Genomic DNA, 15,323 nt, shown 5'->3' on the forward strand with positions numbered 1-15,323 from the left:
GTTACTTGGTTTAATGTACGTTATTGCGGGTTACGCGCATGAGCAGGGCAGCGTTACGTCAGGTCGTGCCTATGGTGCAAACTACGGTGTTCGATGCGTATATAAATGGTCTGGCACCCTCGGGGCGGCGGGGTATCACCAGCCTGTTAAACCGCAGCGCCAGCATACTTAAACGCGGTGCGGATGCAGCAGACTATCCGTGGGAACAACTTAACTACGCCGCCGTCGCTAAAGTACGTGCGGCACTGCTGGATGACGGTTACGCCGTGTCATCTGTCAACATGGCGCTGTCAGCACTCCGGGGCGTGGCGCAGACGGCTTTTAACCTCAATGGCATGGATGCCGAAACGCTGGCACGTATCCGGTCAGTTAAGCGCGTAAGTGGCGATATCCAGCGTAAGGGAAGGGCGTTAGAAAAGTTGGAAATCCGGGCACTGATTCAGGCAGCAAAACAGCATCCGCAACCGGTACGTCGTTGTCGTGATGCCGCCATGGTGCTGACGCTTTGTGGAACGGGCCTGCGGGCCGGTGAACTGGTTAAACTTGAGCGTCGGGACTATGACAACGGTATCCTGACAGTGAGGCAAGGGAAGGGGCGTAAATACCGTGAAATTCATGTGGCGGATGCAGTGGATAAGGCTATCTGCGCATGGCTGAAAGTTGGCGCAGATGAAGCTGACAGTGCACTGTTCAACCGTATCCAGCGCAACGGTAAGGTCGCCAGCCAGCCGCTGACAACAACCGGGTTAACGGGTATCCTGGCTGAGTTACAGCAAACGGCAGGCATAGCTCGTTTTACTCCGCATGATATGCGGCGCACCTTCATCACCCGTTTGCTGGAGCAGGGTGTGGATATCAACACCGTCCGCCAACTGGCAGGTCACAGCGACATATCCACGACAACCCGCTATGACTGTCGTGGTGAGAGCATGAAAATCAGCGCCAGTAAACGCATCAGGTGTTTTTAGCTGTTGAGCCGTTGCCAGACTCGGCTTCAGTTTTATCTTCAGCACTTAACCGCGCATACTTTTGATTCTGGACTTTAATCAGTGCATTGATATTTTCAGGCTGAAGCATCCACGCAACATCCTCACGCGCCCATTCTTTACCGTCAGAGAGACGTTTTAACCGGGGTTTCCATATTCCATACTCATTAAGTTTTTTTGCTACCGAAGCATATTTCTCACGATCTGACTCCCCCGTATGAAGCTTGTCAAAACGACCTTTTACAAGCTGGTAAACAGTATAGATTTCCAATGCCTTGGGGGACCTGGCTGGAACTATCATGGGGTACTCCTCCAGCCCATAAATCCCGTTTAGCTCTCCCTCATTGAGCAGGTCATTAAACATGTGATTCACGCAGGCACTCAGCACATCCGCTGCTTTCTCTGCGTCGAATTTATCCGGGCTAAAACCTGCTCCCGTCAGTTTCCGGGCAATCAGTGCCAGTTTTTGCCGGGTATCCCGTCCCAGATAAAGCTTCTTCTCCAGAAATTCAAAGACCTCGTTACTGCTTTTCCGTTCCCGGTGGCATTTAGCGTCAGCCTTGTTGCTTTGGTTACCAATCACAGCTCACCTCCATGAGAGTGTTGTGTTCAAAATATCACCATTGAGCCTCAGTGGCCAGCGACCCTTGATGTGATCGTTCTGGAGCCAGAAAAAGGTGATCTCGGATGACATAAACATGCACGATGCCCTGAACGTGCTCAACGAAGGCAGCGTTGGGCGAATCCTTGCATTTTTTAGTGGTTGTAAATAGCCCCGCTCCTGAAACAGCTCAAAGGAGCACAAGCATGAACACCAACCGTATTTTGCGTAAAAAAGAGGTTCTTCATCTGACGGGGATCTCGTCAGCGACGTTGTACCGACTCATCTCGAAAGGAGTCTTTCCTTTGTCAAAGAAGCTAACGGGCGACAGTGGCCGGGCGGTGGGTTGGCTGGAGAGTGATATCAATAACTGGGTTAACAGTCGTATGCAGGCGGGAGAATAAAATGAAAGAGATAATAGCTAAAACAAGTTCTGCGAAAGAAATAGCAGTCCCCTGGTTTGAAACCATGGGGAAACAGGTTGGGTTATCGAAACGTGCTACCGCTGCCATATTAAGGGAACAACAGTTGCGGATACGTAAGCTTAACCGGGTATCTGCACGGATTTTGTCTGATGCCATCAAAAGAGGGGAGCACTGGTGGGAGGATGAGTGCAACATATACGGTAAAATAGCGTGTATTCTTAACAGGTGTAGATATATTCCATGTGGAAGTGGAGCCTGTGCGCAATGTAACGCTGCCAAACAATTACATTACCAGGGCGTTTCGGTTGGGAATAGTTTACCGGGTCATACGACGTTAAATTTAGCTTATTTAAGGCCGACTGATGATGAATATTTATCTGGCTGGACTGCAAATGACTTAGTTGAACGGCATCAGGATGGTTTTTAATACTCAGCAGTATATAGCAATTTAGCCTGAATAAAAACCGGACACATTGCCCTGTTGCTTTACTCAGGTGGCAGGGTAATGAATACAACCAGGAATATTAAATGAACGAATCTTATTACTTCAGAACATCAGACCCGGATTACATTCGCCATGCACCGTCAAGGCTTGAGATTTTAAGTAAAGCATTCCCCACTATTATTACGCAGCAGGAAAGTGAGCATGAATTGCAGCGTCTTATTCATTTACTAAATAAACTGAAAGGCAGCAATCGCTGCTATGACGTCATTGCCCAAAAACTCAGGCAGTGCAGAAACGGATCTCCTTGCAACAGTCTTGTGTGCCCACATTGTCAGCGGGAACGCATTCTACAGCAACTGGCTATATGGCCTGTTCTGCCGGGCAATTCTGCAGAATACGCAGGAGTGGTTCTGTTTTTCAACAAGGACATACAAACTCCGCCGCCGTGGAAGAACACTGGTGTGCTCAGGGCGCAAATAGGTCGTTATAAACAGAGGATAAGTCGGGTACTTAACCGTCTGGGATACGCCGGACCGGCCACAGGCACCTTTAGTATGATGCGCCATATGCCTGATGACCCAGAAGAGCGTATTTTCTGGATCCCACAGTTGTGTTTGCTCCTGCCCAATGACAGCGCGTTGATTAAGGGGCTAAAAGCGCATATGTCGCGGAGTGGTGGAGCATTTATTGATGCGTCGACTGTCAACACGCCGGTGATCGGGCTCAGGTATAAAGACCCCGCGAGGCTGATTTCATGCGCCATGAATCCAGTCTGGCGCACATCGGATTACACACTGACTGATAAAGACGCTCTTGTTAAGTCAAGAATGGAGCCACTGAAAGGCCGGACATTGTTAAAAAGCCTGCTTACCCTAGACTCACTCGGAACAGGTGTCGTTTCTTTTTCGTTTGGGCAACACACCAGAGAAAGTGCACTGATTAACCCGTAGGGCAGCATCTGCAATGCACTTTTGCTGTCGATCGAATGTAGTGGAACGACGAATAATACCGGCGACCACTGCAATTTCGTTGTTGTAAAACTGCAGCGCTTGCCAGTGATTCTGCTGGCATTGATGCACTTTAAAATTCCAACTGTTCCGATTTTAACGTAACCGTCTGTTTTCTGCAGGGTCTTACGGATGCCTCTGTGCACCCGATCTTTGTCATCAACTGACGAGTTAGCGCATCTGCGAGGGCTTTCTGCGTTTCAGCCAGTGAATATTCTACACACAATGGGGGGAGCGGTCAGCGAGCACCATTACTATTGAGCGCAACGGAGAGCCTGGGGACATGTAGCACGAGGGAGGCTTCATTCCATTCTCATGTCATTAAACGATACGGCGAACGAGCGCAGTGAGTGAGGGAAGGCGTCAGCCTGACTAGGGGGAGAGATTTGCGACCGGAGTGGAGCAAATCATGGGCGGAGCCCATCCTCGCGACTGGGGTTTCGACTTTCAAATTGCCCGACTTAAAAACTGATGAAATGGTCTGCGTAAGAGTCCGCGTAATGTTCAATGTAATAGCTGATGCAACGACCCCATGCTGAGACAGGGCCGTGAATACAGAAAAGGATTATCTAGTGAAGATCCCGAAGTGGGTTTATGACCGTATTACTGAAATAACGGATTATGTTGTGGGGGATACGCAATGGGCGGTCACCCGACGGCAGACATTACGGTGGTTCCTGGCCCACATATGGCTGGAGGCTGACGATGATGGCTGGACTGTATGCACGGTCCGGGATATGCGGAGCTGTTATGCCAGTCTCCAGGGACAGTGTGAAATCAGCTATCAGGGGCTGTGTTATATATCCACCTTGGTCGATTTCCTGCCGACACTGCCGGATATTGAATTTCGTGCAGGGAAGGCGAGCAAAGACCTGGAAAAGCGTAGAGCCAGTGCATGGCGGTTCAATCCGCAGCAATCAGTGTCTGCTTTGGGCAAGTTAAATCTGGTTGACCTTGAAACCGGTAAGTCTATCAATTTTCGAGATCTACTTAAGACAAACGGGAAAGCTCCTAAGCATGCAATAGAGGTTGAAAAACGCCAGACTGACCTAAAGCGAAGGGAAACGGCGTTCCTGGGAAAGGTTGCGCGGGGGCGCATGAGTATACAGTTTGTGAGGGAATTACGTAGCCGGGAGCCTGATTCCTATTACCGTGCAGGAATACGCAGCCTTAACCATCTCTACAATGGCAGGATTGAGGGACAATATGTCACTTACGACCATCATTATCGTCTGACGTTTGGAGGGCGGTATTATGATCAGGCGTTCCAGAATCTACCCAATGAGTTGAAAGCTAAGTTTCGTAGCGGTTTGCTCAATTATGATATCGAAGCCTGCAATCTGGCTTGTCTTAACCATCTGTTCAGGGAGTATAAAGTCGATTACTGCGGGGATGCTTCTATCTATGCGGAGATGATGGCACATACCGGGCTGACCCGGAAACAGTGCAAACAGATGGTCCATACCACCACCTACAGAATTGGGCGTGTAACTATTGGTATTAATGATGGCCTTGGGGCAAAAGTGTATGAATGGTGCGGTAACCGCAGGAAAAAGGCGCTGAAGATTTTACGGTGGTGGAAGCGCTATATCAGGCCATTGAAATGTGCGCTTGAGTCATTGCTGGAACGTGTGCATGACACACACCGCAAGAACTGTTCATCACCGCGCAACTATCATCGGTACGCCAATGAAGTCGGATTAATGCTGGATTTGAATAGTGAGGAGTATCAGCGTGAAAAGACTCACTATCAGCAATATGCGCGAAATAAGGCACTGTTGGCGTTTATGATCTGTGGTGTGGAGCAGGCGTATATCCGTGAGGTGGTCAGTCTGAACCCTGGTCGGGTCTGCATGCTCGATCATGATGGTGTAGTGGCAACTGGGGCGCTTTCACTGCCGGACTGGCGTGGCTTCACAATGAAAGAGAAGGAGTAAAGGGCTACTGCATCAGAATTGAACTGGGGGGGCAGAATTCAGTAAGCCACAACAATATGAACGGAGAAGCCAAGGTGAACGAAAACAGAAATTACTGTACTATCGCAGCACTTATCTCGGATTGAAGCTTAGTCAATCTATTTTCATCTTGAACAGTACAGATAAAAATTATGTCAGAGATCGGCGCAGCGCCCGAGCAGGGCCAAATCGTCAAACTGCGCCACAAGATATGGGCAGTAACTGCAGTAAACATCACCCAAGCTCAAACAAAGCATGTGATACATAGGCTCTCTCTGGAATGTCTGAGTGATGATGCGCTTGGCGAAAATATCCAGGTGATTTGGGAACGAGAAATCGCTCCAGCAGTTGTCGAATCAACCTCTTTGCCTTGTATCACAGGTCACGACGATCCGATCCTCTTTGATGCATTTATTCGTTCTCTTCAGTGGAGCGCAAGCTCGTTGGCTGTTGGCGATATGCTGCAAGCACCCTTCCGTGGTGGTGTACAGATGGAAGAGTATCAGTTGGCGCCTGTTATCCGCGCGAACAATATGCCCAGGGTTCGACTTTTGCTGGCAGATGATGTTGGTCTGGGTAAAACCATTGAAGCGGGCTTAGTCACTCAAGAACTGATCCATAGTCATCGAGCAAGTAGTGTACTCATTGTTTGTCCGGCGCACTTACGAATTAAGTGGGTTGATGAGATGGCTGAAAAGTTCGGCCTCGAGTTCAAGATCATCGATCGAGATTCCGTTCTAAAAATGCGGAAGGAGTACGGACCTAGTATTAACCCTTGGGCCAGCTTTCCTCGTCTTGTGACATCAATTGATTATCTCAAAACAGAGCACCCTCGTCGTTTGTTTGATGAGTTTATTCGGCGAAGACTAGAGGAAAGTCCTAACAACAGGCCCTGGGATTTGCTGATCCTCGACGAGGCTCATAACGCAGCACCGTCTGGCAAAAAACAATATGTCCGAGACTCTGAGCGCACATCGCTGTTGCGTTCGATTTCTGAACAATTCGAACACAAGATGTTTCTCACAGCTACACCCCATAATGGTTATCGTGAGAGTTTTACAGGCCTACTGGAGATTCTGGACAATCTTCGTTTTTCTCGTGGCACTGGCCTTGATAAGACGCAGCTCTCAGCCGTTACGATTCGACGTCTGAAAGAAGACATCACCAACCCAGACGGCTCGCTGCGTTTTCCAAAGCGTGTAATTATGCCTAGAGATGAAATAATAGACCCACAGCTGTATGTCACACTAGACCATGAAGAACAACGTCTATTCAATCTTCTAAATACTTACACTGAAAGCCGATTGACCTCTGTCGACAAACGTTCTGAACGGCCTCTACAGTTCATCCTAACGTTGCTGAAAAAACGAGCTTTATCTTCACCATTGGCGCTACGCGAGAGCCTTATCGTACACACAGAAAATGCTGGCATTAAGGGTGAGCTTGGTATTGGCGAATCATTATTTAACAGCTTCGAGCAAAAAGAATTGGAAGACTGGAGCGATGATGAAGATAAAGAGGACAACCTAGAGGCTGCGACAAGAGCCGCCTCCAAACTGATTTCAGAGCTGTCAGCAGATGAGAAGGAAATGCTTCAGCGTATGTTTGAAATTGTTGATACGCAGGTATCACATTTTTCAATTCAGGAAGATAGCAAGGCGGCAGCGCTAATCGGGTGGATCAATAGAAGTCTTCGCGATGGTGATCAATGGAATGGCGAACGTGTCATCATCTTCACAGAATATAAGCACACGCTCAATTATTTAGAACGGATTCTTGAAAAGCATGGATTCCGTGATTTCACCAGAACCATCATTGGCGGCATGAAAGACTCCGATCGGCAAAAAATCAACAATGAATTTCAATCACCAAACAACGAAACTAATATCCGTATCTTACTCGCTACGGATGCTGCCTCTGAAGGCGCCGATTTTCAGAAGCACTGCCGGAATCTGATTCATTATGAAATCCCCTGGAACCCGACCCGACTTGAGCAGCGTAACGGCCGCGTAGACCGTCACGGACAAAAAGCAGACGAAGTTCGCATTCATCACTTTGTGTTTAAAAACCAAGAGGACTCCGAGTTTCTTAAACATATCGTCGATAAAGTCGAAACTATAAGAAATGATCTAGGCAGCGTTGGTGCTTTAATCGCCGATAACGTAAGAAAAAAAGCGCTGGGACAAGCTGTTAACCTTGCTGCCATTGATGATGACGCTCGCAGACGGCTTGCACAAGAAGAAATGGCTCTAGAAGCTCGGGATAATGAAAGCGTCACGCAAATGATCGATGTTTTGAACCGGGCTCGCAGTGCACTTGATATCTCTGAAAGTAATCAGCTTGACCTGCTATGCCAAGCGTTGAATCTGGAAGGCTGTTCTGAAGCAATCATGGATTTGGGTGATGGCGAGTTTTCATTAATACACGTGCCAACGGCTTGGACAGAATGTAAAGCCTACGTCAGCACAGACTACCTACAAAAGCGTTTTTCATTTAATCGAGACAATGCTCGTGCAGATGATGCGGTGGGTATTGTTCACCTTGATCACCCACTCATGCGACGGGCAATTTCTACCTTTCGTGTGCAGATGTGGGGAGTTCAATCAACCAAAAACCAGTTAAACCGTGTAACCATCACGGAATCCTCCGAGATTACTGTACCTGTCCTCATTGCCTGGGGACGTTTAGTATTGCTGGGGCCAGAAAATAATCGACTCCACGAAGGATTAGTCCGCTGTTCGCTCTTAATTCAGGAGAACACTCTTGTCCCGCAAGCAGTTGCTCGACCGGATGATGCGATTTATTTTACGGGCCATCTAGAGAGCGTAAAGGCACTTATTGCACCACTTATTGAAGCTATTACGCAACAGCTTTCGAACGCTGCCACAGAAGAAACTAAAGTATTGATCACTACTCTAAATGAGCGTGGTGAGGTGGCCCGTAAACATGCACAAAGCCTATCGACAGAACGAGTTATGGCAATTCGTAAGGCTATCAAAGATTGGCAGAGTCGCTCTTTGGACATGCAGTTACAGTTTGTGTTTGATGACGAAGAGCAAGATCAGAGAGAGCAGGATTTAATTGCCCTACAATACAGACTTGAACAGCTTGAACAAGAACGAGAAACTGAGCCAAAACGCCTACGAAATTTGTATAAGGTTACAAACAAAAAAATGTATCCGGTTGCACTAGAGGTAATTTTGCCTAAGGGGATTTACTGATGGCAATCAATAAACGTATCGCAAACCGGCAGCACCGCTGGCTTTCCAGTGTTGAAATTACCGGCGTCGTATTAAGCGAACCCGTTCTCGCTGATGTAGGCAATTTTCGCTCGCTCGATAAGGCAGAAATTGCAGTATTCAGAAAGCAGCGGGAAATCTGGAATCTGCCTAAGGGCATGGTGGCAGGAAATGGCCAGCCCACCTGGATTAACTTTATCCTCGAAGACTTTCTCGGTCTCAAAGACAAAGACTACTGGCAGGTAGGGGCGGCAATTCCAGCCGACAGGGTGGTTAACCTGCACGAACAGCAGGAAGTTCTACGCCCAACTCGCGTATTGCTCGATGAAGGCAACGCGGTGATGTTGGTGCTAGAAGTGCCACGCGAGCAATCACTGGATAAGCCTTGGCTGCAAGACAAAGGCCGCTGGAAGGCATCGCCCACAACCAAATTCGAACGCTTATTGCGTGAAACAGGTGCTGAACTCGGCTTGCTCACCAATGGCGAAGCCTGGCGCTTGGTGGTGGCGTCACCTTCAGAAACCACCTCATGGATGACTTGGACAGTTCAAACCTGGAATGACGACACAAATACTCTAGCGGCGTTTAAGGATTTATTAGGTGAATCACGTTTCTTTGCTGGACCGCGCGATCAGGTCATTCTTGAACTGATTAAAAAAAGCCGTGAGCGCCAGTTGGATGTGGCAGATCAGTTGGGTAATCAAGTACGCGAAGCCCTACAAATTCTGGTGCATGAACTGGATAGAACCGATGCCGAGTTGGGCGGCCAATTTCTGAAGGGATACAGCGAAGCTGAAGTATTTGAGTCTAGCGTTGCCTTTATCATGCGCTTGCTGTTTACCCTCTATGCTGAAGAAAATGGTTTGCTGCCCCATGGTAATGTCACTTATGACTGGTCCTATGGCGTATTGCACCTACTCACTGAGCTTGAGGAAACTAGCCGTCTGGCGCCAGAAAAACTAAAACATTCCTATGCTGCTTATGCACGCCTGTTAGCTAGCGCGCGTATATTACATGATGGCAGTGTAGACCCGGATATCCGCATTGCCGCTCACGGCGGCCAATTGTTTGACTCTGACCGTTCACCATTGTTGGAGGGCCGGGCGAAGAATGGTAAATGGCTAACAGAGGTGCCGGAACCGCCTAAGGTCAGAGATGCGGCCATCCGCGATATTCTGCGCAGCCTGAAATATGCCAAAGCCGATGGTGTGCGCCAACTGGTGAGTTATCGTACGCTGGCCGTCGAGCAAATTGGCCATATGTATGAAGGCTTGCTTGATCGCCGCGTGGCCAGAGCACCCATTAACCAAACTCTGCTGCTGTTGCAAGGAGGCCCGAAGATCGACGAACCCGCCGCCGTGAATGCAAGCGAGTTTGTCGGGCTTAACGAAGCTGCGCTGATCAAAGCCATAGCCCGGTTCACCAGTAAAACGGCAGGCACTATTAAGAAGGTATTGGAACGCAACGAAGAGCGACAAACATTGGTGAACCTCGGCACCGATGATGCTGAGTTGCTAGCGCAAGCAAAACCGGTTGAACGCTTTCTACAACCTCGGGGCATAGTGCGGCCCGGTGGCCTATACGTTACCCACGGCCAAGAACGCCGGTCCAGCGGGGCTCACTACACGCCGCCAACTCTGACCGAGCCGGTGGTACGCCGCACTTTAGAACATCAGGTCTATGTGAATGTGGAAGAAAAACCCGGTTTATTGGTTGAACCAAGGTTAATTAAAACCCCGCAGGAGATTCTGACCCTTAAGGTCTGTGACCCAGCGATGGGCTCCGGTGCATTTTTGGTACAAGCCACCCGTTATTTGGCTGAACGACTTGTGGATGCTTGGGAGCGCATAGCAGCCGCACAGCCAGACAGCATTTTAACCATGCCCTTTGGTACACTTTCGCAGGGGGAGGCCAGCGAAAACCTGATGCCGGAATCTCGCGAGGAACGTGTTGTATTCGCTCGCCGTTATGTGGTGGAGTATTGTATCTACGGTGTTGATATCAACAAGCTCGCAGTTGAAATGGCTAAGCTATCGCTTTGGTTAACAACGTTATCCAATGATCGCCCTTTTACTTTTCTAGATCATTCACTCAAACATGGGAACTCTCTTGTTGGTCTTACCCCGGCGCAAATTAGTGAATTCACTTGGAAGCAGGTTAGTAATAACTCCGGCCCACTATTTGCGAGCCAGCCTGAGCAAGAAGTCGAGGAAGCAGAGAAACACCGCGAAGCGATTCATAATATTGCAGACCACGATTTCGTCAGCAAGGAAAAGGAAAACCGCATCGCCGAAGAAGCCCTTGCCAGCATCCGTATGAAGGCGATCTTGGCGATTGCTGCGTTTTTTGACGGTGCCAATACTAAACAGCGTGAAGCAAAATTAGTTGAATATCGCTATTGGCTGGATCGTTTGGGGAAAGACGAAAAGGCGCCTATCGAAATAGATAAGATTGTGTGTGGACTGACTTCAGGTGAAAAGCCCATTATTCCATTTTGCTGGGAAGTTGAGTTTCCAGAGGTGTTCCATCGTGAAAATGGCGGTTTTGATGCGTTTGTAGGAAATCCGCCGTTTGCCGGCAAGAATACAACCATTGAAGGCAATCGTGACTATTTCGTTGATTGGTTAAAGTTGATCCACGATGAGTCCCATGGTAACTCCGATTTAGTTGCTCATTTTTTTCGCCGCACTTATGAACTATTAAGAAAAACGGGTGCTCTTGGACTAATCTCGACAAACAGTATAAGACAGGGAGACACGCGCCGAACTGGACTAAAATACCTTACTGGTAAGAATGCACAGATCTATTTTTGTGTAACAAGAATACCATGGCCAGGCAAAGCAGCAGTCAATATTAGTATCTTAACTTTATCGAAAGGAAATCACTTTGGAGATAAACTAATAGATAACAGAAAGAGGCCTTACATAAATTCGTATTTAATGCCTTCTGAGAAAGATGATGACCCGTTCCAGCTTAGCGAAAACGAGGGGTATGCGTACCAAGGGAGCATTCCGCTTGGGCGAGGATTTATATTTGAACAAGATCCAGATAACAATGAAACTAATGATATTGAGCTTGTAAGCAGTCTTCTCAAGGGAAGAACTGAAAACTGTGAAGCACTTCAATCCTATTATGTAGGATCTGATTTTACTAGTTCAACAAAAGCTACTGGTAACAAGTACATTATAAATTTCAAAGATCATGATGAAAGTTATGTAAAAAGCAAGTGGCCAGAACTTTATCAAATAGTTTTCGAGAAAGTTAAACCAGAGCGGGACAAACAGAAGAGAAAGCCTAGGAGAGAAAAATGGTGGCAATATGCAGAGAAAAGCTTGGGATTATATAAGGCGATCTCTGGATTGGATAGAGTCCTAGTTTGTAATCAAACAGGAAAATTCACCAATTTCTCATACCTGCCAGGAAATTCTGTTTACGATCAGACATTACTAGTCTTTGCCTTTTCAGAGATTTGGACGTTTGGTGTTTTACAATCTACCGTTCACGATGAGTGGGCTCGATTTTTTGGTGCCACATTAAAAACAGATAGAAAATACACACCTAAAGATTGTTTCCGCAACTATCCATTACCTAAGCTCTCAAAATCTGATGATTTCTTAAGCGAAACAAGTAAAAAATATATCAAAAAAAGGCAAAATATCATGGAAAACCGACGTATTGGTCTCACAGAGATTTACTCTCTATTCCATAACCCTAATATTACTGACAAAGATATTTGTGAATTCCGAACTTCGCACGTTAATCTCGATAAATCTGTTTTATCTGCATACGACTGGGATGACATTGTTCTTCAATATATTTTCGAACAGGACTATGAGGTGGATGAAGGTAAAAGCATTCCTTGGCGGTATCGTTGGCCAGATGATATACGCGATGAAGTGTTAAGCCGACTTCTGGCACTCAACAAAGAGCGCCATCAACGAGAAGCGCGCTAAGTGTCGTAAGGCATAAGGATTTCCTTGTGCCGCAGCAATTCAAAATGTTCGGCAATTCGCTCACTGGGTTGTCCCTTCGTCCGAACGCCCATTTCCATATTGCGATCCAGCGCATACATGGTGAGATTAGCTGAGGTGACTAAAGCATCGTGGCGATCGGCGACCAGCACCTTGGCATGTAGTTTAAGGTGCTTATCGTCAGCGGGGATTCGCCACGTAAGCAGTTTTGGCAAGGCAACCCCTTTGGGCCACAAGGCGATTAAGGTATCGCGATTGTTTTTGCCATAGCCTTTTTCGCCCTCGTCCAGCACCATGGTAACTTTTACACCTTGCGTTACGGCATTAGCCATCAGCTCGATGATATTGTTAATAATTCCTTCATAATCTTTCTTTCCCGCCAGCCAATAACCCACCACTAAAAGTTCTGACTGAGCAGCGGAGATAATATCCTGTACCACTTGGCGTGTGGCGCGTAAGTAGGATCCTTCCACTTTTGGACCAGTCCATACCACTTCGGTTTGCGTGGCTTCGCCTTCGATTAACAGTGCCGTCTCTTTCAGCGCAGCCAGTTGCAGAACAAAGGCTGAGTTCGTGAGTGCTGAAAAATCACTGGCCCAAATGGTGATTACATATGCAAGGGCGCTTTGCACTGCTCCGCGACCAGCAGCAAATTTTGCGATGGTCGCGGAGCCCGACTGTGTGGTTAGTACTCCGCTCTCCACCGCAGATAGCACCTCAGCGAAGACATCGGCATTCATCAACTGGCGTACAGCCTGTGCCAAGACATAGGCAGATTTATTCCTGTTAGCAAACATGGCAACTCCTTGTTATTCGAAGTAAGCCATGTCACTGTATGCCATGGTAGGCACTAGGAAGTTGCGATCCAAAAAGCGGTTAAACGCCTCACAAGAAGTCTCTGGTGCCAGCACGCAGGCATGGCAAGCAGCCCCGTTAATGGTGGCATGCACATCGGGTTGGTGGTCTGCACACAGAGGGTCTGATGAGCAGCGTTTAGCATTTTCCAATGCGTTGTGTATTAAATTCGGAAATCGTTCTTTAGTGCCAAGATCCACCAGACCACCTAAGCTGCCTTCGGAATCCGCGCTGGCGGTGTACAACAGTATTCCGGCCATTTTGCGCTCGGGATCGGTACTGCTGTAGATACGCTCACGAACCGACGATTCGGAATAGCCGCAATCCAACGCCAATTGGCGCATCAACACATGGGCCAGACTGTGCAGCAAGAGATAACGCGCGCCGGGGAAGTCATCTGCATCCACACCGCGCTCAGCGGCCCATTCTTTGTATTTTTGCTCGATGGCGACGGCGCGCTTTTGTACGGCAGGCTCCTCTTCCCAGGCAGTTAAGGCTTCTTCTTTTAACTCCAAGAAGATACCTTCACCACGTACCTCGACGGCTGGCAACCAATCCTGCCGCTCTTTATAGATGGGTGCACGCGAGGCTCCCATCCCGTCGTCATCCATGCCCGAAGCGTAATCGATGCGGGTAAAGCTGGTGAGTGCGCGCACTTCCAGAAGTTTGCGGGCCAGAACGATGCGATCAACTTTTTCAGCGAGGAAATCGGGCACTTCGCCGGCTTCGAGAAAAAAGTCGGATTGATCGCCTTGGTTGCTGCCTTCGATATCGCGGAAGGCGTTCCACTCCGGCAGACGCAAATCAATCTCATCAGTTTCTATTTCACCACGCTCTTTCAACAGGGTTTGCCAAATATCTTCAGCTTTAAACTCTGTTAGCGCTGGAAACATTTCCATATCCAGCAGTGTTTGCAGTTTTTCCTGTGAATCGATCTTTTCAATCTGATGCTGCGGACATTTCTTCAATGCCTGGCCGATTGGGCTGGCTGCCTCTTTAATTGATAAGGCGCTGCGCACCAAGGGGAACCATCCGTTTGTGGCACCTCGTTGAATCGCCCGTAGCTGACCGGCGTGTTTACACTCATGCGGATCTTTGTTTTTTATCCCCAGCCAAGGACGCTTGCGGGTACATTCACCCAAGGCAAGACTGCGGTTTTCACCAAACGCATCACTTACGCTTCGTTTCTTTCCACAAGCACAATAGACCCATATATCTGAAACCGAGCCAGTCGTACCAGAATAAACCAACTGCATACGCTGCCTGCACGGATCACCTGCATCACGATGCACGTAAGCATGCCAAGGGAAATCATCTATATGCCCACTCGGACAAGCAACAACGAATGGCGCAGGTACAGTAGGCGCTCGCTTACCTTTACCACGTCCCGAACAGTTTGGAGCTTTACACTCAATTTCTTGCGTGATGTCGTTGTAACGGCATAGGTGATTGAAATTAGGATCTCCGCCATATTCCTTTTTCAGTTTTTCGGTTCTGTTCTCCGAAGAGGGGTATCCATATTTCAAACCTTTATACTCAGACAAAGTTGCGCAATTCGGGTTGCTACATACTTGATACCTTGGAAAAACACTAACAGGGACGGTTCCTTTTTTATATCCAAACCCACTACTTACAGGCTCAGCTTGAAAGAATCGGCTTACTCTAAGGGCTCGCTCTAATCGAGGCTCCCGAATCACCAACTCCTCCTGAGGTCGCCAGGTATCTATGCCAGAGACGATGACCGACAAAGTTTGTAGATCGACAATCGCACCGGGGCCAAATGTGGTGATTACCTGACTGGGACGAACGTCGCCAATCGCTCTTTTACTCGACATCCGT

At 48.1% G+C, this 15,323-nt stretch carries 10 protein-coding genes; 7 read left to right on the forward strand and 3 right to left on the reverse strand.

Annotated features, from left to right (window positions below; genetic code table 11):
• The first annotated feature begins 38 nt into the window (after positions 1–38).
• A complete protein-coding gene (locus GUC22_RS05275) occupies positions 39–968 on the forward strand; it encodes a tyrosine-type recombinase/integrase (RefSeq protein ID WP_160183393.1) in 930 nt (309 codons plus the stop codon).
• On the opposite strand, the gene GUC22_RS05280 is transcribed toward GUC22_RS05275, so the two are convergent.
• On the reverse strand, positions 955–1,569 hold the full coding sequence (locus GUC22_RS05280; RefSeq protein ID WP_160183394.1) for a hypothetical protein: 615 nt from the start codon (positions 1,567–1,569) through the stop codon (positions 955–957). The two genes, GUC22_RS05275 and GUC22_RS05280, sit on opposite strands and share 14 nt — an antisense overlap.
• Positions 1,570–1,793: 224 nt before the next feature.
• Between GUC22_RS05280 and GUC22_RS05285 the strand changes: the two genes are divergently transcribed.
• The 6 genes from GUC22_RS05285 to GUC22_RS05310 all read left to right on the forward strand — a co-directional run bounded on the left by GUC22_RS05285 (position 1,794) and on the right by GUC22_RS05310 (position 12,611).
• Entirely contained in the window at positions 1,794–1,991 is a 198-nt protein-coding gene (locus tag GUC22_RS05285) for a helix-turn-helix transcriptional regulator (RefSeq protein WP_001357429.1), read from the forward strand.
• A gap of 1 nt (position 1,992) precedes the next feature.
• Complete coding sequence (locus GUC22_RS05290; RefSeq protein WP_160183395.1) at positions 1,993–2,439, forward strand: hypothetical protein; 447 nt, start codon at positions 1,993–1,995, stop codon at positions 2,437–2,439.
• Between the two features lie 101 nt (positions 2,440–2,540).
• On the forward strand, positions 2,541–3,407 hold the full coding sequence (locus GUC22_RS05295) for a hypothetical protein (RefSeq protein WP_160183396.1): 867 nt from the start codon (positions 2,541–2,543) through the stop codon (positions 3,405–3,407).
• A 629-nt stretch (positions 3,408–4,036) separates the two neighbouring features.
• Positions 4,037–5,401, forward strand: coding sequence for a hypothetical protein (locus tag GUC22_RS05300; RefSeq protein WP_201746406.1), 1,365 nt, complete (start codon positions 4,037–4,039; stop codon positions 5,399–5,401).
• A gap of 170 nt (positions 5,402–5,571) precedes the next feature.
• Positions 5,572–8,640, forward strand: coding sequence for a DISARM system SNF2-like helicase DrmD (gene drmD / locus GUC22_RS05305; protein WP_160183398.1), 3,069 nt, complete (start codon positions 5,572–5,574; stop codon positions 8,638–8,640).
• The gene (locus GUC22_RS05310) at positions 8,640–12,611 is read left to right on the forward strand and encodes an Eco57I restriction-modification methylase domain-containing protein (protein ID WP_160183399.1); all 3,972 of its coding nucleotides are present in this window, start codon (positions 8,640–8,642) and stop codon (positions 12,609–12,611) included. The genes drmD and GUC22_RS05310 overlap by 1 nt, the downstream gene beginning before the upstream one ends.
• On the opposite strand, the gene drmC is transcribed toward GUC22_RS05310, so the two are convergent.
• Together drmC and drmB are read right to left on the reverse strand one after the other, a co-directional pair.
• Positions 12,608–13,426 carry a DISARM system phospholipase D-like protein DrmC gene (drmC, locus tag GUC22_RS05315; RefSeq protein ID WP_160183400.1) on the reverse strand — a complete coding sequence of 273 codons (819 nt, stop codon included), beginning with the start codon at positions 13,424–13,426 and terminating at the stop codon, positions 12,608–12,610. The genes GUC22_RS05310 and drmC overlap by 4 nt on opposite strands.
• A gap of 12 nt (positions 13,427–13,438) precedes the next feature.
• A complete protein-coding gene (gene drmB, locus GUC22_RS05320; RefSeq protein WP_160183401.1) occupies positions 13,439–15,319 on the reverse strand; it encodes a DUF1998 domain-containing protein in 1,881 nt (626 codons plus the stop codon).
• Between the last annotated feature and the right edge of the window lie 4 nt (positions 15,320–15,323).

Origin of the sequence: Klebsiella sp. MPUS7 (assembly GCF_009905335.1) — a bacterium.
GTDB lineage: Bacteria > Pseudomonadota > Gammaproteobacteria > Enterobacterales > Enterobacteriaceae > Klebsiella > Klebsiella grimontii.